At 70.9% G+C, this 24,821-nt stretch carries 27 protein-coding genes and 2 pseudogenes; 13 read left to right on the top strand and 16 right to left on the bottom strand.

The window, feature by feature from the left end:
* Nucleotides 1-34: 34 nt before the first annotated feature.
* Together OG472_RS02385 and OG472_RS02390 are read left to right on the top strand one after the other, a co-directional pair.
* Nucleotides 35-727 (top strand): transferase, encoded by a 693-nt coding sequence (locus OG472_RS02385; protein WP_405940779.1) that lies wholly within the window; start codon nucleotides 35-37, stop codon nucleotides 725-727.
* A gap of 898 nt (nucleotides 728-1,625) precedes the next feature.
* Nucleotides 1,626-1,745, top strand: a pseudogene (locus OG472_RS02390) (N-acetyltransferase); the annotation flags it as partial.
* A 109-nt stretch (nucleotides 1,746-1,854) separates the two neighbouring features.
* Here the strand turns inward: OG472_RS02390 and OG472_RS02395 are convergent.
* From OG472_RS02395 to OG472_RS02420, 6 genes are all read right to left on the bottom strand, one after another.
* Nucleotides 1,855-2,229, bottom strand: coding sequence for a hypothetical protein (locus OG472_RS02395; protein WP_405827381.1), 375 nt, complete (start codon nucleotides 2,227-2,229; stop codon nucleotides 1,855-1,857).
* 158 nt (nucleotides 2,230-2,387) lie between these two features.
* Nucleotides 2,388-3,674 carry a TerD family protein gene (locus tag OG472_RS02400; RefSeq protein ID WP_405827382.1) on the bottom strand — a complete coding sequence of 429 codons (1,287 nt, stop codon included), beginning with the start codon at nucleotides 3,672-3,674 and terminating at the stop codon, nucleotides 2,388-2,390.
* 93 nt (nucleotides 3,675-3,767) lie between these two features.
* The gene (locus OG472_RS02405) at nucleotides 3,768-4,496 is read right to left on the bottom strand and encodes a hypothetical protein (protein WP_401614615.1); all 729 of its coding nucleotides are present in this window, start codon (nucleotides 4,494-4,496) and stop codon (nucleotides 3,768-3,770) included.
* A gap of 594 nt (nucleotides 4,497-5,090) precedes the next feature.
* Nucleotides 5,091-5,831 (bottom strand): class F sortase, encoded by a 741-nt coding sequence (locus OG472_RS02410; protein WP_401614617.1) that lies wholly within the window; start codon nucleotides 5,829-5,831, stop codon nucleotides 5,091-5,093.
* Nucleotides 5,828-6,652, bottom strand: a complete 825-nt coding sequence (locus OG472_RS02415; protein ID WP_401614619.1) for a hypothetical protein — start codon at nucleotides 6,650-6,652, stop codon at nucleotides 5,828-5,830. The genes OG472_RS02410 and OG472_RS02415 overlap by 4 nt, the downstream gene beginning before the upstream one ends.
* 153 nt (nucleotides 6,653-6,805) lie before the next feature.
* Entirely contained in the window at nucleotides 6,806-7,309 is a 504-nt protein-coding gene (locus OG472_RS02420; protein ID WP_405827386.1) for a ribosome-inactivating family protein, read from the bottom strand.
* A gap of 10 nt (nucleotides 7,310-7,319) precedes the next feature.
* Here OG472_RS02420 and OG472_RS02425 point away from each other — a divergent pair, with 10 nt between their 5' ends.
* The 3 genes from OG472_RS02425 to lgt all read left to right on the top strand — a co-directional run bounded on the left by OG472_RS02425 (nucleotide 7,320) and on the right by lgt (nucleotide 9,984).
* Nucleotides 7,320-7,568 (top strand): hypothetical protein, encoded by a 249-nt coding sequence (locus OG472_RS02425; RefSeq protein ID WP_383576902.1) that lies wholly within the window; start codon nucleotides 7,320-7,322, stop codon nucleotides 7,566-7,568.
* A gap of 855 nt (nucleotides 7,569-8,423) precedes the next feature.
* Complete coding sequence (locus OG472_RS02430; RefSeq protein ID WP_405834737.1) at nucleotides 8,424-8,948, top strand: TetR/AcrR family transcriptional regulator; 525 nt, start codon at nucleotides 8,424-8,426, stop codon at nucleotides 8,946-8,948.
* A 43-nt stretch (nucleotides 8,949-8,991) separates the two neighbouring features.
* Entirely contained in the window at nucleotides 8,992-9,984 is a 993-nt protein-coding gene (gene lgt, locus OG472_RS02435) for a prolipoprotein diacylglyceryl transferase (protein WP_405940780.1), read from the top strand.
* Here lgt and OG472_RS02440 read toward each other — a convergent pair.
* Together OG472_RS02440 and OG472_RS02445 are read right to left on the bottom strand one after the other, a co-directional pair.
* Entirely contained in the window at nucleotides 9,966-13,592 is a 3,627-nt protein-coding gene (locus tag OG472_RS02440) for a WD40 repeat domain-containing serine/threonine protein kinase (RefSeq protein ID WP_405940781.1), read from the bottom strand. The two genes, lgt and OG472_RS02440, sit on opposite strands and share 19 nt — an antisense overlap.
* 100 nt (nucleotides 13,593-13,692) lie before the next feature.
* Complete coding sequence (locus OG472_RS02445; protein ID WP_405940782.1) at nucleotides 13,693-15,132, bottom strand: MFS transporter; 1,440 nt, start codon at nucleotides 15,130-15,132, stop codon at nucleotides 13,693-13,695.
* A 100-nt stretch (nucleotides 15,133-15,232) separates the two neighbouring features.
* Between OG472_RS02445 and OG472_RS02450 the strand changes: the two genes are divergently transcribed.
* From OG472_RS02450 to OG472_RS02460, 3 genes are all read left to right on the top strand, one after another.
* The gene (locus OG472_RS02450; protein ID WP_405940783.1) at nucleotides 15,233-16,129 is read left to right on the top strand and encodes a helix-turn-helix transcriptional regulator; all 897 of its coding nucleotides are present in this window, start codon (nucleotides 15,233-15,235) and stop codon (nucleotides 16,127-16,129) included.
* Between the two features lie 96 nt (nucleotides 16,130-16,225).
* A complete protein-coding gene (locus tag OG472_RS02455; RefSeq protein ID WP_405940784.1) occupies nucleotides 16,226-16,525 on the top strand; it encodes a hypothetical protein in 300 nt (99 codons plus the stop codon).
* Nucleotides 16,522-17,121, top strand: a complete 600-nt coding sequence (locus OG472_RS02460) for a hypothetical protein (RefSeq protein ID WP_405940785.1) — start codon at nucleotides 16,522-16,524, stop codon at nucleotides 17,119-17,121. Before OG472_RS02455 ends, OG472_RS02460 begins: the two co-directional genes overlap by 4 nt.
* 22 nt (nucleotides 17,122-17,143) lie before the next feature.
* Here OG472_RS02460 and OG472_RS02465 read toward each other — a convergent pair whose 3' ends face one another.
* Nucleotides 17,144-18,001 carry a terpene synthase family protein gene (locus OG472_RS02465; RefSeq protein ID WP_405943131.1) on the bottom strand — a complete coding sequence of 286 codons (858 nt, stop codon included), beginning with the start codon at nucleotides 17,999-18,001 and terminating at the stop codon, nucleotides 17,144-17,146.
* 3 nt (nucleotides 18,002-18,004) lie between these two features.
* On the bottom strand, nucleotides 18,005-18,247 hold the full coding sequence (locus OG472_RS02470; RefSeq protein WP_405827399.1) for a hypothetical protein: 243 nt from the start codon (nucleotides 18,245-18,247) through the stop codon (nucleotides 18,005-18,007).
* A 200-nt stretch (nucleotides 18,248-18,447) separates the two neighbouring features.
* Between OG472_RS02470 and OG472_RS02475 the strand changes: the two genes are divergently transcribed.
* Entirely contained in the window at nucleotides 18,448-18,951 is a 504-nt protein-coding gene (locus OG472_RS02475) for a GNAT family N-acetyltransferase (protein WP_405940786.1), read from the top strand.
* A gap of 313 nt (nucleotides 18,952-19,264) precedes the next feature.
* Here the strand turns inward: OG472_RS02475 and OG472_RS02480 are convergent, their stop codons facing one another.
* Both OG472_RS02480 and OG472_RS02485 read right to left on the bottom strand, forming a co-directional pair.
* The gene (locus tag OG472_RS02480; protein WP_401614653.1) at nucleotides 19,265-19,471 is read right to left on the bottom strand and encodes a hypothetical protein; all 207 of its coding nucleotides are present in this window, start codon (nucleotides 19,469-19,471) and stop codon (nucleotides 19,265-19,267) included.
* A gap of 150 nt (nucleotides 19,472-19,621) precedes the next feature.
* Nucleotides 19,622-20,125 carry an N-acetyltransferase gene (locus OG472_RS02485; RefSeq protein ID WP_401614636.1) on the bottom strand — a complete coding sequence of 168 codons (504 nt, stop codon included), beginning with the start codon at nucleotides 20,123-20,125 and terminating at the stop codon, nucleotides 19,622-19,624.
* Nucleotides 20,126-20,441: 316 nt separating this feature from the next.
* On the opposite strand from OG472_RS02485, the gene OG472_RS02490 reads away from it, so the two are divergent.
* Nucleotides 20,442-20,930, top strand: a complete 489-nt coding sequence (locus OG472_RS02490; protein WP_405940787.1) for a hypothetical protein — start codon at nucleotides 20,442-20,444, stop codon at nucleotides 20,928-20,930.
* Here the strand turns inward: OG472_RS02490 and OG472_RS02495 are convergent.
* The 3 genes and pseudogenes from OG472_RS02495 to OG472_RS02505 all read right to left on the bottom strand — a co-directional run.
* Entirely contained in the window at nucleotides 20,905-21,207 is a 303-nt protein-coding gene (locus OG472_RS02495; protein WP_405940788.1) for a transposase, read from the bottom strand. The two genes, OG472_RS02490 and OG472_RS02495, sit on opposite strands and share 26 nt — an antisense overlap.
* Before the next feature lie 49 nt (nucleotides 21,208-21,256).
* On the bottom strand, nucleotides 21,257-21,763 hold the full coding sequence (locus OG472_RS02500; RefSeq protein WP_405940789.1) for an allene oxide cyclase barrel-like domain-containing protein: 507 nt from the start codon (nucleotides 21,761-21,763) through the stop codon (nucleotides 21,257-21,259).
* Nucleotides 21,764-21,922: 159 nt separating this feature from the next.
* Nucleotides 21,923-22,467: pseudogene (locus OG472_RS02505) on the bottom strand (energy-coupling factor ABC transporter ATP-binding protein); the annotation flags it as partial.
* Here OG472_RS02505 and OG472_RS02510 point away from each other — a divergent pair.
* Nucleotides 22,439-22,717, top strand: coding sequence for a hypothetical protein (locus tag OG472_RS02510; RefSeq protein WP_405940790.1), 279 nt, complete (start codon nucleotides 22,439-22,441; stop codon nucleotides 22,715-22,717). The pseudogene OG472_RS02505 and the gene OG472_RS02510 sit on opposite strands and share 29 nt — an antisense overlap.
* Here OG472_RS02510 and OG472_RS02515 read toward each other — a convergent pair.
* Nucleotides 22,692-23,150 (bottom strand): transposase, encoded by a 459-nt coding sequence (locus tag OG472_RS02515; RefSeq protein ID WP_401614643.1) that lies wholly within the window; start codon nucleotides 23,148-23,150, stop codon nucleotides 22,692-22,694. The genes OG472_RS02510 and OG472_RS02515 overlap by 26 nt on opposite strands.
* A gap of 1 nt (nucleotide 23,151) precedes the next feature.
* Between OG472_RS02515 and OG472_RS02520 the strand changes: the two genes are divergently transcribed.
* The gene (locus tag OG472_RS02520; RefSeq protein ID WP_401614645.1) at nucleotides 23,152-23,565 is read left to right on the top strand and encodes a hypothetical protein; all 414 of its coding nucleotides are present in this window, start codon (nucleotides 23,152-23,154) and stop codon (nucleotides 23,563-23,565) included.
* Between the two features lie 53 nt (nucleotides 23,566-23,618).
* On the top strand, nucleotides 23,619-24,779 hold the full coding sequence (locus OG472_RS02525; RefSeq protein WP_405940791.1) for an IS701 family transposase: 1,161 nt from the start codon (nucleotides 23,619-23,621) through the stop codon (nucleotides 24,777-24,779).
* The last annotated feature ends 42 nt before the right edge of the window (nucleotides 24,780-24,821 follow it).

Below are 24,821 nucleotides of genomic sequence, written 5' to 3' on the forward strand. Positions count from 1 at the left end.
CTCCCACTACCCCGACGACGACCAGGAGAGTCAGGTGCCCGATTCCATCCGTATCGGTGACTACGTCCACAACCCCGCGGCGTCAGGTCTGGAGGCCACCGGCTACGCCAAGATCGGTGAGTTCGAGCTGTCCGACTTCCTTACCCGCTGGGACGCCCTGCACGACGACGCCCTACAGGTCCTGCCCGAGCGGACCCACCCCACCGCGCAGATCCACCCCACCGCGATCATCGGCGAGGATGTCATCATCGGGCCCGGGGTCCGCGTCCACGAGTTCTCGACCGTCCGCAAGCGCTCCGTCCTCGCCGCCGGAGTGTCCGTCGGCTTCGGCTGCGAAGTCACCCACTCCTTCGTCGGGGAGAACACCGTTCTCGGCCACCAGGTCGGCATCGGGCACTCCGTCATCGGGGCCGATGCCCACCTGTCCGCGAACCTCGTGATCGCGGCGATCAGCCTGTGGAACTACGACATGCGCGTTCCCGTCAAGGAGATCGTCCTTCACGGCCCCGGCGGCGAACCGCCCTACCGGTGCACAACATCCCAATTCGGAGGCCTCATCGGAGACCACGTCCAGACCGGCAGCATGATCACCCTCGGCCCCGGCTTCGCCGTGGGCCGACACTCGGCCATCGCCGCGAGCGTCTGCATGGGCAGCAGCGTCGTCCCCGCAGCCAGCGTCGTGCGCTCCGCATCCCCCCAGGCGATCGTCGAACCCCGCCGCATCTGACCACCTCGGCCGCTGATGTGCTCTCCGCCGACGCAAAGCACGCCGCGAAGCGGGAAAGTCTCGAGGAGTGCTCCCCGCTCACACGGGATGATTTCGGTGCGACGCCGGCCTCGCTGCTCTAGCCGCCCTGCTCCCCGCAACCGGGGCCGGTGTGTGCTCCCCGCGCATGCAGGGATGATCTGGACCCTCTCAGCAAGGCCCGTTCGTCCCGGGCCCGGTGCCGGGCAGCAGTCTCGGTGGTGAACTCGCAGCGACGCTGCAGGACGGCACTATCGATCGGCGCTGGCACGTCGGTGAGCTCCTCCGAGTCCGGAACGACCCACCGGCTGCGCTCCCGCATCACAGCGGTCTGCCTCTCCACCGCCTGCGTGATGGCCGGGTCCACCCGGGAGCAGACGCGGCCTGGCGGTGCGCCTCGATCGCACGGCGATAGCCCCCCGGCGGCGCCCTGCGCTCCACCAGCGCGGCAGGAACGGTCGGCTGCGGGACCGGGTCGGCGGCTGCTGCGCGGGCCCGTAAACCCCCGGCCGCGCGAAGGAAGCGGCGTCGGCTGACATGGCAGCGCGGGGCACCGTCAGGGTCCTGTGCGGGGTGGGAACACTCACCGTCGGAGTCAGCGTCGTCGTGTCATCCAGCCCAGCAGAGAGTGCGTCGCTACACCCGGGTCGGGGTCCTGCGCCACGGGCTTTGGTAGAGGCCGCCGCAGTCCTGGCAGCGGGCCGTCAGGAACGCCGACGCCGGGGTGTTCTCCTCGCAGGGCTCAACCACCTCGACCCCATCCGGGAATGCAACGTGCAAGGTCGGGGCCTCGCAGTCACAGGGACCGGACCTGCGGGTGCCGGCGGTCGGCTGTTGGGGGATCGACACGTTCAGCAGGGCCTGCGCTGACGCGGCCGGGGCGGGCGGATTCGTCCGCGAGGGCGTGCTGCGCTCCTCGGCCTGGGTGATGGGCGAGTTCCTCGACGAGGTGCTGCTCGGGCTCCTCGCCCAGGACTGGAAGCCCGACTCGAAGGTCTAGGGCCTGCCACTCGGACAATCGAGGTCGGATCCATGAGCGGATCGCTGCGCCGGTGATCGTGATGTGATCCGGCGCCGGCCTTCGCAGCGCGTGACACCGCCGCGCCGGGTCACCCGCCAGGAGGTTGGGGCGGCGGGGGCTCCGACGGGGGACGGCCGGATCGCTGGCGCGGGACCCACGCTGTGACCGGTGGCGGCGGACCTGGTGCCGAGGCCGCACGCGGCTCGACCGCCGACAGCAGCGGCCCACCCGCGCGCAGGCGTGCAAGGGTCAGCTCATTGCGACGGCGTGCGGGCGGGGCGTCGTCGCGTTCGTAGACGAGCCGGACGCCCGCGAGGCCGAGGTTGTGGACGGTGAGCAGCCGGTAGCCGAACGCGTGGGCGATCTCTTCTATCCGGCGCTGCTTCGCGTCCGTGGTCTGGCCGGGCAACAGCTCGACGCGGCCACGGCCGTCGAAGAGCGAGCATATTTCGTCGTCCTTCACCTGACTCCACCCTCGAGGAAGCGGTCGAACCCGTTCTCCGGCTTCGCGGCGGGCGCGACGAGGAGTTCAGCGTAGACGAACGCCTGCCCGAATCCGCAGTTCCGGGGCAACACCGCCGCCTCCATCGGACTCTGTCCCAGCCGCACCGCTCAGCCCGCTCAGACCGGGCGGAGCTTCATGCGCCACGAGCCCTCGGCGGCGTTGAACAGGAGCAGGAGGGGCCCTTCGGGGAGGGGAGTACTCACCCTGGTGCGGCGGCCGGCCTCGTTGACCAGGAGCGTCTCGGGGGCGGCTTCGATGGTCGCGTGGCCGTCGACCTCGTACCCGTACATCCCGCAGTAGCTGCCGCCGGTCTCGTCGCGGAGCCTGACCTTGAGATCCGCCACCGGCCCCGTGTAGAGCAGTACTTCGGGACCGCGGCCGGTCAGCTCGCGGTCGAACTCGAGCCTGCGGGCGTGGGCGAGCGGCCTGAAGGTCAGCGTCCATCTGCCGTACGCCTGGACACGCAGGCGCAGCCGGCGGCCTTCGGCCCGATCGATGGCCGCGCTGCCGCGGAAGTTCTTCAGCATGGAGTTGAAGACCAGTTGGTCGTCCTTGTTCCGCTCGTCCAGGCTTTCCACGCAGAGGTACTCGTCACCTTCGTACGTCATCTCGACGAGGACGGGACCCTGCGGGACACGGTGGTCCGCGGTGACGACCTGGCTCCCCTTCCCCTCGACGGTGCAGGGCTCGAAGACCGGTCCGAAGGTCCACTCGCCATCGGTATGGGCCCGCGTCGGCGACGCGCTCGGCGCCTGGTCGGCGGATGCGGGTGCGGGCGGCATGAAGGGAGGCGGACCACTGGTCTTCGACACCCCCGCGAGCGGAACGGGGCCCGGTGACACCAGCGCCGGAGGGGGCGTGGCCGGCGCGGGAGGCGTCGCCGAGGCTGCCACCGTGATGCCGAAGTCCGTCATGAGGCCCGCTCGCCCGGAGGCGTAACCCTGGCCCACCGCACGGAACTTCCAGCCGCCCGCGCGGCGGTAGAACTCTCCGAAGACGAACGCGGTCTCCGTCGTCGCGTCGGTGACCGTGTAGCGGACGACCGAGACGCCGTCCGCCGCGAACGCTTCCACGGTCGGTTCCGCCAGGGCCCCGACGGTGCCGCTTTCCGTCGAGCACACGACGAGGACGCGTTCGATCTCCGCCTCGACATGCGGCAGATCCAGTTCGAGCCACTGCTCGGAGACGTCGTGGGCGCCTCCCACGTGCCGTACCGCGGCCGAGGGATGGACCGGCCGGCCCTGGAAGACCACGTCGCCTTCCCCGCGCGCCCTGCCGTGCGCGTCCAGCAGCACAGCGGCGGCTTCGACCAGCGGGGCACCGGGTCGCGGTTCATGGCGCACCGCGACGCGAAGGGCAACGCTGGGGACGTAGGAGTTGGCCCCCTTGGTTATGTGGCTCATGCCGGACATCATGCGGGATGTGCCCAGGGGAAGCGATCACTCCACTTGAGCGCGCGAGGTCGATGACGGCCGTTCCCCTCCGCCGGGGGATGATCAGGCCGGGGCGTCCCAGGCGGTCGTGAGCCCGTCCAGCCACGCGGGCGGCAGGGCTGCGGCGTCCCACTCGTCGCGCAGTTCCTGCGGCGCGGAGACGAGCCGTTCGAGCACGGCGATGCTCGTGGAGGAGTGGAGGAGCGAGTAGCGGCCGTGCAGCGTGATGGCGCTGTCCGGTCCGTAGGCCGCGAACATCCGCTCCAGCCGGTCCCGGTGGGCTGCGGCGAATTCCGTCAGCCGCCCGGCGTACCCGGCCCGCTGCCGGGGGCTCATCGTGCCGAGGACGGCGGCGAGCACCTCGTCGGTCACCTCCGGGTCCAGCTCCGAGACCGCGGTGAACGACAGGTAGAGGGGGGTGACCGCCACCCGCGCCCGTTCCACCTCCACGCGCCCGGCCCGCGGGCGCTCCCCCGCCGGGCCCGGTTGCCCGTCCGCCCCCACGACCTGTACGAGGGTTCGCTCGGCGACGGCTCCGAGCTCGTCGAGGAGGTACCCGGCGCCGTCGAGCCAGCCCGACTCGTACGCCTCGCCCTTGTCCCCCGGAGCGCTCCGGCCGCCGCTCAGCTCCTCGTGCGCGAGGGCCAGGGCGCCCGCCTCCAGGAGCCCGATCAGTTGCCGCGCGTCACCGGAAGGGACCCCCGTCCGCGCGAGGAGCTGCAGCAGCGTCATCCTCGCGTTGTCGACACTGACCTCGTCCGGCCAGCGCCGTCCCTCGTCGGCCGCGCTCATCACGTCCTCCTCATCGCTCGGGTAGTACACAGTGTGTACACCGAATCGCTCCCGTCGATGATCCAACGTCCCACAGTCAGGCTGTGCTCCCCCGCGGCGCGGCCTGCCGGCGGTGGGCCGAATGGACATCTGGGTGTTTTCCCGATGGGGAGGGCAGGCCGTGGCGGCAGCCGCTTCGGGCTTCGGCCGGGGACGCATCGCGGTGCGTGGCCACGTCCCGCTGGACGATGGCGGGTGAGCGGGCCCAGTGCTCGGGCGGAGTCGACGGCACGCTGGAGCACGGCCTCGGCCGCATCGATGACCCGCTGGGGCCGGCGGCGAGTGAGGCGCGGCGGCGGAGCGGAGGAGCGTCATCGCCGTGAACGTCGACGACGACGGCGAGACGCGCGGTTTCTACTTCGTCAAGCAGCGGACCGGGCCGTGCCTGCTCCCGGATCCGCGACGAGGTCCGACAAGGCCGGCAAGGCCGGAAAGGTCACCCAGGCCGCCTGTCCGACCCGCTGACCTGCTTGTCCGAGGGAGCACGGCAGGGTCCGTCAGCCGCAGTGGGGGCCTGCGGCTGACGGACCTCTTCCTCCCGTCCCGGTGTCCTGGCTACGCGGCTCCCGTCATGCGGGCGAACACCACGACGTTGCTGTCGTAGTAGTGCTTCTTGGGGTCGAAGTCACCGCCGCAGGTGACCAGGCGCAGGCCGGCGTGGTCGAGGTTCTTGTAGACCTCCAGTGTGGGGAACTCGGCCTTCGGGTATTCGGCGACCCGGTCCACCGTGAAGGTGACCGTCTTGCCGTCCCGTCGGGTCACCTTGATGGTGTCACCGCCCTTCATCGTCTTCAGCTTCTCGAACACTGCGGATGCTCCGTTCCACGTGACATGGCCGGCGATCACGGCCGGCCCTTGGGAGCCGGGGGTCGGCCCCGGCTCGTACCAGCCCGCGAGCGCGGGGTCCTTGGGGGTCTGCATGGTGCCGTCCGGGTTCTGCCGCAGCGTCTCCAAGGTGCTGGACAGGCCGAGGGAGGGGATCGTGATCTTCTGCGGCTCCGACCGGGCGAGGGCGGGCTCGGCCCGGCCCGCGCCCGTACCGCTCTGGGATCCGTCTGCGGGTGGCGCGGAGTCACCGCCGGCGGGCGCCTTCCCGGTGGGAGCGCCGCCCGCGGCGGCCGGCGCCCCGCCCTGGAGGGCTTGCCCGTCCGAGGCGGGGGGCTTCGCCTCGTTCTGCCCGGAGCACCCCGCGAGGAGCAGCCCGGCGAGGGCGGCGGCCGCCAGGGGGCCCGCGGTCCGGCGGCGGGGCCGCCTGGTGGACCCGGCAGGTGCGGAAAGCGTGGGAGCCGGCTTCACGCGCCGCCTCCGGTGTTCCCCCTGCGCACGGGGACGGCCACGGCCCGCTTCCGCGTGAGGGCCACCGCACCCGCCACCAATGCGAGTACGGTGATCGCCGCACCGTCGCGCACCGTCACCGGCGCCGAGGCGTGTTGCGTCGAGCCGCCGCCGGTCTCGATGCCGCCGACCGGAATGGACCCCACGGCCGCGCCCTTGACCTCTCCGCAGTTGGTCGGAGCCGTGGCCTCCTGGGGCAGCTTCGGGTCGAGTTCGCTCTTGCCGGCGCCCTCGAAGTCGTACTTCTTGTTCTTGTTGCGGTCGATGCCGTGCTGCACGACGTGCAGGTCCTTGATGTGGTCGACCACGTCCTGGCCGACGGCGATCGTCCGCTTGTAGGAGATCTTGCCCTGCTTGTCGGCGACGGGCATCCGGTCCACGGCGAGGCCGCTGGTGGCCTTGGTGTCCCCTGCCGTGGTGAGTGAGATGTTGATGTCGCCGTAGTCATGCGTGGCCTCGGTGTTGCTGAGGACCCCGTCGCCGTCGGTGTCGTCGGTGGCGTCCGGGCATTTGAAGTCGTGCCCCTTGGTCGAACCGTGCAGATGCTGGGCCGACGGCTGTCCGGGCACCATTCCCTTGGATTCGATTTGCACCGTGAGCTGGTTGCCCTTGAGGCTGAGCATGACCGTACCGCTGGAGCCCGATGCGTTCAGCTGCGCCAGGTCGATTTGGTACGCCTTTCCGCCCTCCGCGAGAGCTGGTCCGGAAAGGCCGAGGGTGAGGCACACTGCGGCGGGTACGGCGGCGAGAACCACGAGGCGACCGGCGCGCTTGACTATCACTTTCGCTCCTGTTCCGTGGATCCCCGGAACGGGAATCACAGATCGTACGGGGTTGAAACGGTTTCCTTGAGAGGTGTCTCGCTCCTGGTCTCGGTCTCGCTCCTTCTCCTTCGGTTCCGAACACCTGTGGATCGGTTCCCACGTGAAGATTCTTCAGGCGACTCCCGCATCGGCCGACAGGCGCCCGCCGGTCATCCAGATGCGCGACATCGCATCGGCCAGGGCCGGGTATCGGGCAGCCTCGCAGAGCATTTCCGAGAGGACGAGAATGCCGTGCGCGGTGCATTTCGGGTCGCGGTTCCGATGCAGCCAGACGACCGCGTCACTCAAGGGGCGGCGCCCCAGGGAGATTCCCGAACGGCGCACGTCGGCGGCCGCCTCCAGGTCGAACCGTCCTCCGCCGAAGGGCAGGACTTCCGTTCGGCGGATCCCCGGTGGCGCGACCCAGTCCCGCACGTGGTGGACGTACGCTTCCGGCGGGGCCTGCCAGTTCTCGAAGGTGTTGCGGAATCCGACGATACGAAGGTCGGAATTCTGCAGGCGGAGTTGGATGTAGAGCTCGATGAACAGACCTCGCAGGTGAATGCGCAGGGGGAGGTGAGGCGTTCCCCCCTCCCCATGCCCTGCCCTGCTGAACCAGCCCGGAGCATCTTCCACCCTCGACCTTATGGTCGACGTCAGGAGCCGATACTCGTCCACCGATGCGTACGCCGGGGAAAAACACACTGGTTTCAGCATGGCCACCCCGGATCAGCTGAAGGAGCCGGAACCCGGACTTCTCGGAAGTAATCTGACCGCCGTCGATTCGATCCTGCTGTACTCGCGCACGCAATCCACCGCCTTCGACATCGTTCCGATCGCCGACGGGGTGGCATCAACCCCATCGCCGGGTTCGGTTCCGTTGAGACCTTTGTAGTCCTCCCGGCGGCGACCGGGCGAATAGTTGGCCTCTGATGCTAAGAAATGAGTGCGCGATCCCGGCGACCGAACTGCTGCCGTCGACGCTCAACGAGCCCTGGCGCAGCGTGGATTGGCCCCTCTCGATCGGGGTTCAGAACCTGGGGCCGCTCGGCACTGCCCTCGCCGGCAGGCCGGTTCACCTGGGCCCTTCGCGCTGGATCGGCCCGCCCTCGGACTGCTCCGCATCCTCCGAGCCGACCACGCGCAGGAACTCCGGCACGCCCCTCAGGGCGGGCACCTCCTGACGTCTCCTCAAAACTTCTTCAACGAAGCACGTTTGGGATGGCGCTGCCGGGTCAGACGCGTGACACCGGAAGCACCACCTGCGGGTAGGACTTCCGGAGCGGCCCCAGCCGCATGGCGATCGTCCCCCCGGCGCCATGCGGCCGGGCCGCCCGCACGACGGGCTGCCGCCCGGATCCGTACGGCACCCGGGCGACCCCGCTTCCCGGCCCTCTCCCCCGGCCGGGAACACCGGAGCCGCCCGAAGAAGCCCCCGGCGCCGACGCTCGTACCGCCGCCCCCGGGCAACGGATCCCGACGGCAGCAGCCCGGCAGTCGGCCGGTTCGACGTCCGGCATCCTCCGGGCTTGACGGCCCACACGGGTAGCCATACCGTGACGCCACGCGGCTAACGGTGTTAGCCGGTTCGGTCGGTCACGATGCGAGAGGGCCGCAATGAACACCGGCACCGCCGGCAGCACCCCGTACGGCAGTGTCCCGACCGGCGCTCCCCTCCGAGACGTCGGCCGTTCGGGTGCCCGCTTGCGGATCCGGACGGCCCCCCGTGGCTGACCGCGCGCAGCAGATCATGGCCGCCGCCCGGGACCTGCTCGACGCCGAAGGGCCCGATGCGCTGTCGATGCGGCGCATCGCCGAGCGTGTCGGCATCCGGGCGCCGTCCTTGTACAAGCACTTTCCCGACAAGGCCGCTGTCGAGGCCGGGCTCCAGGCGCAGGGGATGATCCGGTTGGCGGAGGATCTGGAGGCCGCCGAGGCGGCGATCGGCAGCGAGCCGCCCCTGCTTGTTCTCGCCGGCGCCTACCGGCGGCATGCTCTGGCCAGCCCGCACCTCTACCGCATCACCCACAGTCGGCCGCTCGCCCGCGCGGCGCTCCCGGAGGGGCTCGAGGATCGCGCGGCGACGCCGCTGGCCCGCGCGGTGCACGGCGACATCGACATCGCCCGCTCGTTCTGGGCATTCGCGCACGGCATGGTCGTGCTCGAACTCGACGGCCGCTTCCCGACCGGCGCAGACCTGGACGCCGCATGGCGTACGGGCTGCGAGGCGTTCGCCCGGGCCGTCCGGGACAACACCCGGGAAGACACCGCATGACCACCAGCGCCGAGCAGCCTGACCGCGACTTCGACGGAGTGCCATGGACCTCGCCTACCTTCCCAGCCCTTCGACCGGAGTCCTTCACTTAGGCCCGGTTCCTTTGAGGGCGTACGCCTTCTGCATCATCCTCGGCGTGTTCGTGGCCGTCTGGCTCGGCAATCGCCGCTGGGTCGCGAGGGGCGGGGAGCAGGGCGTCATCGCGGACGTCACCATCTGGGCGGTGCCGTTCGGCATCGCCGGCGGTCGGCTGTACCACGTGATCACCAGCTACGACGCGTACTTCGGCGACCGCGGCGAGCCGATCCGGGCCCTGTACGTGTGGGAGGGCGGGCTCGGCATCTGGGGCGCCATCGCCCTGGGCGGGGTCGGCGCGTGGATCGGCTGCCGTCGCCACCGCATCCCCTTCCCCGCCTACGCGGACGCGGTCGCCCCCGGCATAGCCCTGGCCCAGGCGATCGGCCGCTGGGGCAACTGGTTCAACCAGGAACTCTACGGCCGCCCCACCACGCTCCCGTGGGGCCTGGAGATCGACCGCGCGCACCGTCCGTCCGCGATGCCCGACATCGCGACGTACCACCCCACCTTCCTCTACGAGTTCCTCTGGGACCTCGGGGTCGCCGCGCTGGTCCTGTGGGCGGCGCACCGCTTCGCACTCGGCCACGGCAGGACCTTCGCCCTGTACGTCGCCGCCTACACGGTCGGCCGGTTCTGGACGGAGTACCTGCGCATCGACGAGTCCCACACGTTCCTCGGCCTGCGTCTGAACGGCTGGACCTCTGTTGTGGTCTTCGTCGGCGCCGTCGCCTGCCTCGTCGTGTCCGCCCGCCGCCACCCGGGCCTCGACGACACGTCATGGCCAACGGGCGGGGGCGGCGGCGAGAGGGCCGACGAGCCGGTGCCGGCTCTGGTCTCGACAGGGTCCGTGCACACCGACCCCGGCATGGCGCGGCCCGATCACTGCCGGGCCGCCCCGGAAGAGGACCGCGCCATGCCCGTGGTGAGCATTTCCCGGCGTCAGCAGACCGAGCGGTAGGGCAGGTCGGGCACGTTCTGCTCCCACTGTGCGCGGGTGAGGTCCCATCCGACCCGATCGCACAGCGTCCGTGCCACGGCCTTCGGGTCGAGGTCGAATTCGCGGTGCGGGTGGTGCGAGGAGGAGACGTGCAGCCGCCCCCGCGCGTCGAAGGCGAGGGCGCGCAGCAGGCCGGCGGAGCCGCGCAGCGGATCGCCGAGCCGGCGCCGGGCGGGTACGTCCCACAGCTGGACGCGGCTGTCGCCGACGATGGCGGCCAGGGTCTTGCCGTCGTGGGAGAAGCGCAGCCCCGCCACCCGCCCGCCGAAGTCGTCGCCACGGGTGGCCGCCGTGCTCGACAGGCCTCCCAGACGGCGGCGCCCGGCACCGTCCCAGAGCGTGACCGTGCCCTGGAGGAGGCTCACCGCCAGCACCGAGCCGTCGTCGCTGAACTCCAGGTCCTGGATGACACCGGGGCCGAGGACGCCGCGTTCGACGGCGCGGGTGGCGAGGTTGACGCGCTCCCCCGCGGAGGTGACCAGGAGGGAACCGTCGGGACTGATCGCGATGTTGTTCGCACCGGCGTCCGCGATCTCGTACTCCTGGCGGCCGGACCCGAGGTCCCACAGCTGCAGGGCGCGGGTGAGGGAGCCGGACCCGTCGTGCTTGGTGACCGCGACGGCCAGCCGGGAGCCGTCCGGGGTGAAGGCGAACCCGCTGATGCGGACGACGGGTTCGGGCGGGGTGAGCTCGATGCGCAGCCGGTTCTCGCGGACGTCCCACACCGTCACGCGCGGCTTGCGGTCCTCGTGCCAGGAATTCGTGGCGAGGAGCCCCCCGTCGCGCGAGTAGGCGGACGAGCCGTCGTCGTCCTCGTCGTAGGCGTCTTCGGTGACCGGCATGACGGGGTGGTGCGGCAGGTTGCGCACCTGACCGTCGGCCGTGGTCCACACCCTGAAGCGGTCTTCGGCATCGCTGTCCGTGGCCCCCACGGTCGCGAGCGTCGCCGCGTCCGGGGCGAAGACCGCCTCGGGGATCTTCGCCTTGGCGGCCGCGTCCTGGAGTCCGTACGTCAGGTCCAGCGAACGGACCTGGCGGTCCCTGGCCACATACCTCAACAGCCGGCTGTCCGGGTCGAAGGCGACGGAGAGGCTCATGGGCCGGCCGTCCGTGTCCAGCCGGGGATAGCCGAGCAGGACGGACGAGGTCGAAGTCCCCTTGTCGGCCCACACCTTCAGCTGGGTTTCGGTGATCTCGACGGCCATCGAGCCGTCCGGGCTGAGGGCTGCCAGCGAACCCGCGCCGAACTCGCGTACGGCGGTGCGTGAGGACACGTCCCACAGGGTGGAGGTACGGCCGGTCCCGGTGTGGATCAGGCGCCTGCCGTCCGCGCTGAAGGCCAGCCTGTGGGCGTCCTCACAAGCGAGCGTGGGATACGGGGACTCCCGGCGCAGCTCGACCATCCGCCGGGTGGCCGGCGAATACAGCTGTACGGGGCTGCCCGCCGGACAGACGGCGTAGGTCGCGCCGTCCTGGGACAGGGCGACCGGGCCGCTGCCCGGCGTGCGCAGCACCGACTGGCCGGTACGGCCGTCGACGAGGACCACTTCGGCGGGGGTGCTGGTGCTGATCGCGACCAGGGCGGCCTCCCGGGAGACCGCGAGGACCCTGGGCGTCTCCGCGTCCGGCAGGAGCAGTGCGCCGGCCTTGCCGGTCTTGAGGTCGAGCAGCCGGACTCCGCGGCTCATGGTCTGCGCCGCGACGGTACCCGAGGGGTCCACGGCGGCGGGCAGGTCGGGGGTGCGCTCGGGCAGTTCGGCCCGGCCCGTGCGCCGGCCGCTGACCACGTCCCAGATCTCCACGCTCTTCTGGGCGTCGAGTACGGCCAGGGTCCGGCCGTCGAGCAGGAAATCGGCGTGGTCGTCGTAGAAGCCCGTCGAGACCTGGGCGAGGTTGTTGGCGACACCGCGCTCGTCCTGGCCCAGGGATCCGTACAAGGCGGCCCGCGCGTCGTCGACCGGTGCGATCCGCCAGGCCGCGACGCTCAGCAGAGCGGCCATTTCGGGGTCCGAGGTGCGCAGGCTCTCGGCGATGGAGGCCATCGTGCGGGCGGAGGCCTGGCGGGCCCGTTCGTCGCTGACGCTCTTCTGCTGCCAGGCGACCAGGCCCGCCACGAGCGCGAGGGACAGCAGGGCCGCGGCGCCCGCGCGCAGCCGCCGGGTGCGCCTTCGACGCGCTGCGGCCGCCTGGCGGCACGCCTCCAGGAACGCGCCCTCGAGCCGGCTCGCGCGGAGCCAGTCCGGCGCTCCGGCCGCGCAGGCGCGTGCCGCCTCCGGGGCGTTGCCGACCGGAAGGTCCTCGGCCCGCCGGCCCTGCCCGTCCCAGTGCCCGGCGGCCGCGGTGAGCCAGCGCAGCAGGTGCAGGGCTTCGCGATCGTGGTCCACCCAGTCGCGCAGCCGCGGCCAGGCGCGCAGCAGGCCGAGGGAGGCGAGGCGCGCGGCGTCGTCGTCCAGGACGAGGAGCCGGGCGACGGCGAGGGAGTCGAACGCGTCGCGCAGCGCGCCGCGTTCCTCGTACGGGCGGCCGTCGAGCCATTCCGCCGTGGCGGCGGTGCGGAGGGTGTCCTGCGAGCCGTCGGCAGCGGCGCCGGGGACGATCAGGCGGAGCATGATCTCCCGCACGGCTTGCCGGACCGTTTCCGGCAAGCGCTGGTACGTCGCCTCGGCGGCAGCGCCGAGGGCCGGCTCGGCCGCGTCGGCGGCGGCATCGCGCAGCCGCCCGGCATTGTCCCGCCCGGCGGCGAGCAGGGCCGCGTCGGCGGCGTCGGCCGGTCCGCCCAGCATCCGGAGCAGCAGCCCGGTGGCGGTGGGGCGGTCCGCCGGGGATTTGGCCAGCGCCTCGCCCACCAGCCGGCGCAGCGCGGGCGGCAAGGGGGTGAGGTCGGGGTGGTGTTCGGTGACCCGTACGACGATCTCGCCGATGTTCTCTCCGCGGAAGGGATCGCGTCCGGTGGCCGCGAACAGCATCACCGCTCCCCAGGCGAAGACGTCGGCGGCGCCGTCGGCGCGGCGCCCGGTGAGCACCTCGGGTGCCATGTAGCCGGGTGTGCCCATCAGGTGTCCGGTGGCGGTGATCGACATGTCCTCGGTGCGGGCGATGCCGAAGTCGATGACCCGGGGGCCGTCGGGGCCGAGGAGGACGTTGTCCGGTTTGAGGTCGCGGTGGACGACGCCCGCGCGATGGATGGCGGCCAGGGCGGTGGCGGCCCCGGTGGCCAGCCGCACCAGTGCGTCGCCGGTGAGCGGGCCCGAGTCGCGGACGGCCTTGCGCAAGTCCCGGCCGGGGACGAACTCGCTGACGATGTAGGGCCGATCGCCGTCGGTTCCGCTTTCCAGGACCCGTGCCGTGCAGAAGGACTCCACCCGCTGTGCGGCGAGCACCTCCTTGGCGAACCGGCCCGCGATGTCGGGGCGGGCGACGAGTTCCGGGCGCAGCACCTTGACGGCGACGCGTTGCCCGGCCTCGTCGTAGCCCTCGTACACGGTCCCCTGGCCGCCCGCGCCGAGCCGGGCGGCGAGCCAGTACCCCGCTATCCGTTCCGGGTCCTCGTTCGTGAGCAACTCGGCCATTCTTCCCCCTGGTTCAGCAACCCCCGATGCGCGCGCGGAGATTATCAAGGGGTGCGGCCCGGGGGTAGGGGGCTGCGATCCGGGGCTCGGCCCGGGCTGCTCAGCGCATGCGGGGAAGGCGGAGGCTGAGCAGGACGGTCAGGGTGATCAGTGCGAGCTGTACCAGCAAGGTGGCGCCGACCGCATCGCGCAGGCCTGCCGTCGGGGCCAGGGCGAGGAAGAGGCTGCCCAGGGTGGCGACGCCGAGCGCCAGGGCGGACTGCTGCGCGGTGATCATGACGCCGCTGCCCACGCCGGCCCGGTCGGCCGGCACGTCCGACAGCATCAGACGCATCAGCACGGGCAGTTGGAGGCCCTGGCCCAGGCCCGCCAGGAACGCGCCCGGAGCGAGCTCGCCCGGCCCGAGGTCCGGCCATCCGGAGCGCAGGGTGGCCAGCAGGAGGACGATGCCGGCCGCCTGGACGACGCCGCCTACGGTGACGACCCGGCTGCCGAAGCGGGTGACCAGGCGCGGCCCGGCCAGGGAGGCCGCGAAGAAGGCCAGGGCCATCGGGACCAGCGTCAGGCCCGCCGCCACCGGGCCCATTCCCAGGCCTTGTTGGAGGGCCACGGCGAGGACGAACATGAAGCCGCTGATGCCGGTCGAGAACGGCAGCAGCAGGACCAGACCGCGCCGCAGCGACTCCAGTCTCAGCAGGCTCGGCGGCACCAGCGGAGTGCGGCCGCGGCGGTCGGCCCGGCGCTCGACGAGGTAGAACGACGCGGCGGCCACGGGGAACACGCCGAGCGAGAGCCAGGTCCACAGCGGCCAGCCGGCGGCCCTGCCCTCGGTCAGCGGCAGCAGCAGCGAGACCAGCGACAGGGCGAGCAGCAGAGTGCCCGGTACGTCCACGGCCTCGGGCCGGCCTGCGCGGGTGTCGGGGACGGTGCGCACGGCCAGCACCAGCCCCAGGAGCACGACGGGGACGTTGACCAGGAAGACCGCGCGCCAGCCGGTTCCGGCGAGGTCCGCGGCGACCAGGACGCCGCCGAGGATCTGCCCGGCGACCATGGACAGGCCCGCGGTGGCCCCGTACAGACTCATGGCCCGGGCGCGGCGCGGGCCTTCGGTGGTGGCCTGGATGGTGGCGAGCACCTGTGGCAGCATCAGGGCGGAGGCCGCGCCCTGGGCGATCCGGGCGGCGACGAGGCTCCAGGCGTTCGGGGCGAGGCCGCAGGCGAGGGAGGTGACTCCGAAGGCGGCCATGCCGACGAGGAAGAGCCGGCGGCGGCCGAGGCTGTCGCCGACCCGGCCGCCGAGGACCAGCAGGACGGCGTAGGCGACGCCGTACCCGCCGACGACCAGCTCCAGCAGGGCCGGGCCGGCGGAGAGGTCGTGCTCGATCGACGGAAGCGCGACGTTGACGATGAAGAAGTCGATCAGGGGTAGTGCGGCCCCCAGCAGGACGGTGAAGAGTCCCGCGCCGCTCAGGTGAGGGGCGCAGGGACCGGCCGCGGGGGTGTGCGGCGCGGCAGGGGTTCGTACGTGGGTATCGGTCACCTCCAGACGGTCGCCCCGCTGCCGGACGGGTACCAGAGTGTCCTTATCCGGGTACCAGCACTACCTGGCAACGGGATCAGCGGTGCGGCAAGCTGGAAGCATGACCACCGTGGCCCCTGGAAGCGACGTCCGCCGGCACGAGCTGGCGGAGTTCCTGCGCAGCCGCCGCGAGCGGATCACCCCCGAGCAGGTCGGACTGGTGCGCGGGCCGCGTCGACGCACCCCGGGGCTGCGGCGCGAGGAGGTGGCGCACCTGTCGTCGGTGGGCGTGACCTGGTACACGTGGCTGGAACAGGCGCGCGACATCCAGGTGTCGGGGCAGGTGCTGGACGCGGTCGCGCGGGCACTGCTGCTCGACGTGAGCGAACGGGCGCACCTGTTCGCGCTGGCCGGCGGTCAGGACCCGGCACCACCCACGGCGTGCCCCAGCGTGACGCCCGCCATGCGGGCCGTGCTCGACCAGTTGGGGCCCATCCCGGCGTCCGTCCAGAACAGCCGGTACGACATCCTCGCGTACAACGCGACGTACGGACGGCTGCTCGGGGACATGGACGGGTTGCGGCCGGAGGACCGCAACTGCATGTGGCTCGCCTTCACCGATCCGCAGTTCCGGGCGGCCGTGGTCGACCTGCCGGCCACCCACCGGCTCATGGCGGCGAAGTTCCGGGCGGCGATGGCCGAGCACCTGGCGGAGCCCGCCTGGAATGCGCTCCTGGCCCGTCTGGAGGGGGCTTCGGCGGAGTTCCGGGAGGTTTGGGCGCGCCACGAGGTGATCGGGCAGAGCTCGAAGTCGAAGTACATCCGCAACGCGCACGTGGGCCTGCTGCACCTGGAGCACACCACCCTGTGGCTCGGACCGGGAACGGGGCCGCGGCTCGTGTCGTACGTACCGCTGGACCGGGAGACGCGCGAGCGCCTCGAACGGCTGGAGGAACTCGCCGACTTCCGGGACGGGGTTCGCGTGGAGGCCGATGGGTACCGCGTGGCCACGGGCTGAGCCCCGACGTGTCCGCCTCGGGCCGGCGGGCCGGCGAGCACGGGCAGGTGTCAAGAAAATCTTGACACAATGATCATGTCAAGGTTTCCTTGACGCATGCCGATCTTGAACTCCAAGGCGTCCCACGAAGACGCCTCCTCTGCCGACCACTCCCTGGCCCTCCTCATCCCGTTCACCGCACTCCTGCCCGCGCTGACCGCGATGTTCGCCGACCGGTTCAGCACGGTCGGCTGGGTCGTGATGGTCACGGTGGAGCTCGTGCTCATCGCCACCACGAGCGCGCTGGCCGCCCGCGCCGCTGCTCGTACCGCTGCCACTCGGGCCGATGCCGCCCGGGCCGGGCGCGACGCGGCGGTGCTCGACCGGCTGGAGCCCCTCGCCGGGGAACGGCGATGAGCGGCGGGCCGCTGCTGGGACCGCAGGAAACCGTCCGCATCCGGGAGGGGGTCGCGGCCGCCGTCCTCGGCGGCGACGAGGACCTTGCCGCATCGCTGGAGCACGACGCCGACGGGTATCTGCGTCTGGTGGACGCCTCGCGCGTCGGCGCAGAGGAGGCGAGCCGGCTGCTGCGCGAGGCGGTCCAGGGCGCGAGGGCTGCCGGGCACAGCTGGGACACCGTCGGCCGAATCCTGGGCGTGAGCCGGCAGGCAGCCCAGCAGCGCTTCGCGGTCAAGGTGACCGACGCCGTCGGCTCCGAACGGGAAGCGGGGAAAGCGGGCGTGGCCGAGCGACGCATCCTCAGTCCGCTGTCCGCGTTCAACGAGATGGCCGCTCTGGCGGAGGCCGGGCGCGAAGGCTGGCACCTGGTCGGTTACGGCGCGCTCTTCCACGAGGTGGAGGCGTCCGACCACCCGTGGGAACACTGCCGGGTGACCCTCGCCTCCGGCGGCCGCCACCGCCGGATGGAGGAGGAGGGCTGGGTCCCCGTCGGTGCGGGCTGGTTCCCCTGGCGGTACTACAAGCGGCCGCTCGACCTGGCTCAGGAGCACTGACGGGACCACCTCGCCGGTCACGTCACCCCGCCGGGTGGACGCCGGTGTCGGCCCGGCCTGGGGAAGCGTGGGAATCCTGACGCAGCAGGCGGGGAAGGTCCGCGGCTGCCGTGCCCAGGCCGTTGGGGCGGGCCGGGACCGGGGTGGGGTGGGTGCGTTGGTGCTGCCAGGCCTCGGGGCGGTAGCGGGTGGTGTGCTCGTGCCAGGCGTAGTCGCCGGCGAGCCAGTCCTTGAGGCCCTGTAGACAGCGGGCGATGTCGCGGCCCGCGGAGGCTTCGGTGGTGAGGGTTTCCGTGGCGAGGCGGTCGAAGAGTGAAAGCCGTTCCTGCAGGAGCCGACGGGTGAGGACGGCCGCTTCGAGCGCGTGAGTGGTGAGGAAGTGCGCGGTGACGACGACGTGGTTGCTGACGTCCTGCTCGTATTCGGTCTCCCTCCGGTAGGAGACCAGATCGTTGTGCAGATCGACAACGTCCTCGAACGCCTCGTGCAGCCGCTGCATGGCCGGCTGTTCGTGCACGGCGGGCGGCAGGTCGAGATGCAGGGCGCGTTCGACGAGCTGTGCGGCCCAGCCGGCGCCACCGGATCTGCGCCGCATGCCGATGTAGTCCACCGGATCGGGGATCCGGCCGGAAGCCAGGTTGTCGACCTCCCACAGGGCGTCGTCGAACACGTTCGGCAACCACCCCGTCAGCCGCTCCCGCCACGCGGTGTCCCTGCCCGCGCAGGTGCGGCCCATCAGATCGGCCAGCCCTCTCTCCACCGGGTTCGACGGATCCGCGGCCCGCGGGTCGGCGGCGACCCGGCCGAGACGGTCGAGGAAGGCACGCGCCCCGATGGGATCGCGGGAACGCTTGAATCGCTCCACGATCAGGTCGTCCAGATATCAGCTCCACACGCAGGAGTCCGCGAGAAGGTCCAGCTCCGCGCCTCGGGCGTCCGGGTGGGTCAGCGCGGCGAACAGAGCGAAATCCGTCCCCACGAACTCCGCCTCGCCCCACACCCGCCATCGCGCGTCAGGATCGCTCAGGATCCTCATCTCACCGGCCCAGCACAGGGCATGGCGTCGGGCCGCCTCGACATCAGGACTGCACCGCGGCGGGTACGGAGGCACGAGATCACCGAACATGCCCCCACAGTGCTCTACGGCCACCCGCGCCACCATCACACCCAGGAGTGACAACAGCCCCGGCTGCAAGGCCGGCCGACCCGCGGCCGGTGCGGGCCGCGATCGGCCTGGACCTCCTGGTAGTTCTCCGCCGTCGACGGCCTGGGGCACGCCGTGTCCGCAGCACGCGGTCGCATCGGGCCATTGAGATACTTCGCCCCATGGACACCAGTGCGTGGGCGGACGAAATACGGCGGCCGGGCCGTCCCGTGGAATGGGCGCTGCGTTCCGCAGAGCCGGCGGGTGTCGAGGCGATCGCAGAGCTACGGGCAACGGTGATGCGCCCGGACCTGGAGCGGCTGGGACGGTTCGACGAGCATCGGGTCCGGCAGCGGCTGCGGAATTCCTTCTCCCCCCAGCACACGTCGGTCATCGTGGCCGACGGCGCCTTCGCGGGCTGCGTCACTGTGCGCCCGGCCGAGGACGGGCGGTGGCTGGAGCATTTCTATCTCACTCCGGCCCTCCAGGGCCGGGGACTCGGATCGGCTGTACTACGCACGTTGCTGGAACGGATCGATGCAGGCGGCGTGCCCGTTCGCCTGAATGTCCTGCAGGGCAGCCCCGCCCGGCGGCTGTACGAGCGCCACGGCTTCACCGTGGAGGATCAGGATCCGATCGACGTCCACATGGTGCGGCAGCCGGGTGCAGGCGCCCTCGGAACTTGATCGGAAGTTGAAGGGATTGCGATGTTCATGGAGGCTGCCGTCCGCATGGGCCCGTAAGCCCTAGTCCCACTCCGCCTTCACCGGCAACTCCCGACCGCATCTCGGTTATCTGACCGAGGAGTTGGCCACAGCAGCAAGCTGGTTGGTCTCCACCGACCGGGTGCCGGTCACCCCGGTGCACCAGAAGCTGTTGTCTTTCCGGGTGTGATTGGCGTGTTTCCGCTGGTTGCGGATAGTTGCGGTAGACCCGTGGGAGTAGTGGCCTGTCAGGTCGCCGTTCCCCGGGAGGTCTCGAATGCCGTCAGTCGTTGGACTACTGGAACAGCACGAGCTGGTTGCTCGGCGTCGGGTCGATGGCCTGCGTGAGGAGGCCGACCGTATTCAGGCCGAGTTGGCCGCAGCCGAGGAGGAACGGCAGGAGTGGGTGATCGCCCGGCGGCAGGTCGATACGGTCCTGGCTGGACAGCGCCGCTGACGCCAGCGTGTACCCGCGGTGGAGTGCACGGGCATCGGCACGCAAGACTGCGACATCAGGGTCTCCTGATGCTCGGTGATTCGACACCAGCGAGCCGTTCAGGAGGCCCTCCTCGCATGCGCCGAGCACCCGACGGCCACCCAATCGAGACGGCCGTTCGAGCACCGAGCCCCCAGGGCAATACGAAAAAGCTACTTACGCGTCGGGGTGCTCCGGCAGGGCGAGCCAGTCCGACCAGGAGATCTCTCGGCCGAGGAAGCGCGGCTGCTCGAACGGCCAGTCGGCGGCGATCCACCGCGGCACCAGCTCGTCGAGGGCCTGCTCGACCTTGCTGTCCACCAGCTCGTCCACCACCCACCAGGAGATCTCGCCGTCCGCGCCGGCCCTCTCCGGTGGGTCGATGTAGACGCAGCCGAGCAGAGCTGTCTCCGCCGCGTCGAACAGTGCGTAGTTGAAAGACTGGTGTGCGGCGATCTCCTTCTCGTGCCGCAACAGGTCCGCCTGGTCGGCCTCGTAGGTCATGGTGGCCGCGGGCCAGCCCCAGGCTGGGCCGAAGATGGTCCACAGCCGCTCGCGCGAACCCATCACAGCCGGATAGTCGAGCGGGGTGTCCGCCTCACGGATTGGCCGCAGGTGATGACCACTGCCCGGCAGCGGTACCAGGACGGGATGGACGAAGTTATCGGGGAGCCAGCTCATAGCGCCCGACCGTAGCAGCGCGCGACCGTCCGCTCCCCTCGATTTTCCCCGTACTACCGCCAGGTCCCGCTCTCATGCCGGGCAGTGCCGGCGATCACCCGATCGCGACTCCCGTTCGATCGACAGACTCCATGATCAGTATGGCAACGGCTTCTAAGAAGCCGAAGCAGGATGGCCCGCTCAGCTGGGGCCCGCTCTCCGTAGCCGTTGTCTTTCCGGACTTGATCGGTGGGTTTCCGCTGGTCAGGCGTGAACTCCGTGGCATCGAGGAAGAGTCGGGCCGTCACGTCCGTCGGTTATGACACGGAGGTTGTCGATGGCTTCGGTCATGGGCTTGTTGGAAGCGCGCGAGACTGCCGCGCAAGTTCGGGTCGAAGAGCTGGGCGAGGAGGCGGAGCGGGTGCTGGCCGAGCTTGCGAAGGCGGAGGCGGTGCTGGAGCGGCGGGCCATCGCCCGCTTGGAGCTGGCCGAGGCCCTGTCCGAGCCGGAGCCGGAAGCCGACCACCCGCCGGAGTCGGCGCCGGCCGTTGCCGAGGCCCCGGTGGCGGGGTCGGTGGTGCCGCACTGGCGGGTGGGCCTGACGATGGAGGTGCTCGCGCCGGACTACCAGCGGCTGGTGGGCGTGCTGGAGGCGGAGGCGGGCGGGTCCGGGCTGCGGGCGCGGGAGTTGGCCGGGCGGCTGGGCCTGGAGTCGGTGCCGGCGAAGGTCGAGGGGGTGCGGTCGAAGGTGAAGCGGCTGGTGGAGCGGGGCTGGCTGGCCGAGGAGCGTCCCGGGGTGTTCACGCCGAGGCGGGCTGCCGGGTGACGTTTCGGCTCCGGTGGCGGGCGAGGCGGCGTCCCATGAGCATGGTCATCGACCACAGGACGGCGGTTTCGCTGCTTTCGGGCCGGGTCTCGTAGTCCCGGGCAAGGCGCCGCGAGCGCATCAGCCAGCTCAGCGTCCTCTCCACCACCCACCTGCGTGGAAGCACCACGAACCCGCTCATGTCGTCGGTGCGTTGGACGATCTGAAGGGTGAGCCGCCCTGGACGTCCCCTTGACCCACACTTCCTTTCGTACGAAAACCGGCTCCCATGGTGCAACGCGAGGGGAGAAGGCCGGATTCCGGGGTCAGGTGGGCGTCCGGGGCGGTCAGACGAGGTGGATCGTGAAGCGCCTCACGCCCGGTTCGATCGGCTCGGAGTGGACCGAGCCACGAGCCTTTTCGTACTTCCCGGTACCGCCGGTGATCGCGTTGTCGAAGGGCCCCTGGTCGAGGTAGTTGTAGTACATCCCCTGCACGGTGAGCTGGCCGTCCGGGAGGGTGTAGGTCGCGATGCACTGCTCCGCTTCATCGGCGCCGCCCCGGGTGGTGGTGCAGGTGACGTTGGTCTCGCCGATCTTGGTGTGCGCCTCGTCGTGGTAGAGGGAGAGGTCCGAGCGGGCGACGACCTGATCGCCCTGCGAGACGCTGCCGTCGACGACGGGGAAGCGGTGCAGCTCCTTCACATCGGCCCGGAGCGCGATGATCCGGGGTTTGCCCTTGGCGTGGGCGGAACCGGTGTCCGTCGCGGCGGCGCCCGCGACGGGGGCACAGGCGAGGAGGGTGACCAGGGCGGTGGCCGTGCTGAGACAGGCGGCTCTGATGGGGCGCATCATGCGACTCCTGAGGTTGATGTTCGGGAATGACCGGATGGCGAACTTTCATCCGATTCCATTCGATTCCCTTCATAACCCCGGCTCCGCCCCCGCATGGAGCATCCCGACACGACCCACCGGTATATCCAGCCGGTCGGACCAAACCGGGACACTCCCGGATCAGGCGACGGAGCTCGGTACGAAGCCGAACGGCAGCTCCAGGCGGTGCCGGGCCATCAGCTCCTCGTCGGCGAGGATCCCGGCCGTCGGCCCGTCGGCGGCGATGACGCCCTCGCTGAGGATGACCGAGCGCGGGCAGAGCTCCAGGGTACGACTGGTCATGGGTGACCATCAGGACGGTGACGTCCAGGGCACGGAGGATGTCGGCGAGCTCGCGGCGGGAGGGGGGCCAGGTTGGAGGACGGCTCGTCGAGGACGAGGATCTCCGGCTCCATGGCGAGGACGGTCGCGACGGCGACCCGGCGGCGCTGCCCGAAGGAGAGGCGGTGCGGGGGCCGGTCGGCGAACTCCGTCATCCCGACCTTCTCCAGTGCGCGGAGCACGACGGCTTCGAGCTCGGCGCCCCGGACGCCGGCCCCGGCCGGGCCGAAAGCCACGTCCTCGCGGACGGTCGGCATGAACAGCTGGTCGTCGGGGTCCTGGAAGACGATGCCGACCTTCCACCGGATCTCGGCCATGTGCTTCTCGCCGACCGGCAGCCCGGAGCTCCGCGAGGAGGCGGAGCGGGTGCTGGCCGAGCTTGCGAAGGCGGAGGCGGTGCTGGAGCGGCGGGCCATCGCCCGCTTGGAGCTGGCCGAGGCCCTGTCCGCGCCGGAGCCGGAAGCCGACCACCCGCCGGAGTCGGTGCCGGCGAAGGTCGAGGGGGTGCGGTCGAAGGTGAAGCGGCTGGTGGAGCGGGGCTGGCTGGCCGAGGAGCGTCCCGGGGTGTTCACGCCGAGGCGGGCTGCCGGGTGACGTTTCGGCTCCGGTGGCGGGCGAGGCGGCGTCCCATGAGCATGGCCATCGACCACAGGACGGCGGCTTCGCTGCTTTCGGGCCGGGTCTCGTAGTCCCGGGCAAGGCGCCGCGAGCGCATCAGCCAGCTCAGCGTCCTCTCCACCACCCACCTGCGTGGAAGCACCACGAACCCGCTCATGTCGTCGGTGCGTTGGACGATCTGAAGGGTGAGCCGGAGTGTCTCCTTCGCCCAGTCGACCAGGCGGCCGGTGTAGCCGCCGTCGGCCCACACCAGGCGGATCTTCCGGTAGCGGACGCGGAGCCGTTCCAGCATGCCGCAGGCGGCATCCCGGTCGGTCACGTCGGCCGCCGTGACCAGCACCATCAGCAGCAGGCCTAGACAGTCCACGATGACGTGCCGCCTGCGCCCGTTGATCTTCTTGGGTGCCACTGTGACGCCTTCCTCGGCGGCGCGGAACATCACCGCACTCGCCATCGGGACTCCGCAGTCGCTCGACAGCACCTTCAGCGTCAGCTGTGCGCAGCCGGGATCGCACACCTACCGATTCTCCATCCAGCCGCTGACCGTCCGCTTCGGGCCGCGCAACCTTGTCTACGGCGGTACGGGCGGCAGTGCGGAAGTGTACAACAGGGGCCACATCGAGGACGTGGTCGAATGGACCACGACTCCGGTCGAGCGCGTCAGAGACGGCGATCGCGACATGATGCTCCACTTCGCCTCGGCGGCCTCCGGTCTCCAGCGGGCGGACACCGAGGCCTGCGCGAAGGGTTCGTTCACCGACGGCGCCACCGGACGGACCTACCGGTTCTTCGGTTGCGACGCCGTGAGGGTCGTACAGTTCTAGTACTGCAACGGTGTTTGCCGTGACGGTTGGGCAGGTCGGTCGTTGTTCAGTTCATGGGTGGGGAACTTGCAGATGCCCGGTTGTGGGCTGGTGAACTGAAGGCTTTGCATGAGCGGTTCGTGCATCGTTTCTCCAGGTCGGAGCCACGTGAGTCGGCTCTTGCCTATATGCGGGGGCTGATAGCTCCGCTGGAGCGGAAGAACGGCTGGACGCTTGCCGAGGAAGCCGGCCATGGCGGCCCGGACCGGATCCATCGGTTGCTGAACCGGATCGACTGGGACGCGGATGAGGTCTTGGACGACGTGCGGGACTACGTCGTCGAGCATCTCGGCGACCCGGAAGCGGTGCTGATCGTGGACGACACCGGGTTCCTGAAGAAGGGCGTCCGTTCGGCCGGGGTCCAGCGCCAGTACTCCGGAACCGCCGGCCGGACAGAGAACGCCCAGATCGGAGTGTTCCTCGCCTATGCCGACGGCCGGGGCCGCACGTTGATCGACCGCCGCCTGTATCTGCCCACCTCATGGACGGATGACCGGGAACGGTGCCGGGCTGCCGGCATTGAGGACACGGTCGCCTTCGAGACGAAGGTGGTGATGGCCAAGGCCATGGTCCGCCGGGCGATCACAGGCCGGATCCCGTTCCGCTGGGTGACCGCGGGCGCCGCTTACGGCTTCTCCAAGGGCTGGCGCACGGAGCTCGAGCGGGCCGATGTCTTCCATGTCATGGCCACCACCCGGCACGACACCGTCGTCACCCGCTGGGCGATCGACCACCCCGTCCACGACCTCTTTCCCGGGCTGCCAAGGCAGAAATGGAAGCGTCGTTCCTGCGGGAACGGCGCCCACGGCCCGAGAGTCTTCGACTGGGCCAGGGTCGAGGTCCGGCCCTGGCACCGCGAGGACCGCCGGCACTGGGTGATCGCCCGCCGCAGTGTCCGCCGGCCCGAAGAGATCTCCTACTACATCGCCTACTGCCCTGCCGAGACCACACTGGATGAGCTGATCCGTATCGCGGGCAGCCGGTGGGCGGTCGAGGAATGCTTCCAGACCGCGAAGCAGGAGTGCGGCCTGGACGACTACCAGGTCCGCCGCTACGACGGCTGGCACCGCCACATGACCCTGGCTATGGCCGCACACGTCTGCCTCACCGTCCTGCGGGCCCGCGAACTCGACACCGGGAAAGCAGAAACGGATCCTCCCAGCTCATACCCCTGAGCCTGCCCGAAGTCCGACGCCTGATCGGCCGACTCACCCGAC

This window comes from Streptomyces sp. NBC_00207, from assembly GCF_045160965.1.
Classification (GTDB): domain Bacteria; phylum Actinomycetota; class Actinomycetes; order Streptomycetales; family Streptomycetaceae; genus Streptomyces.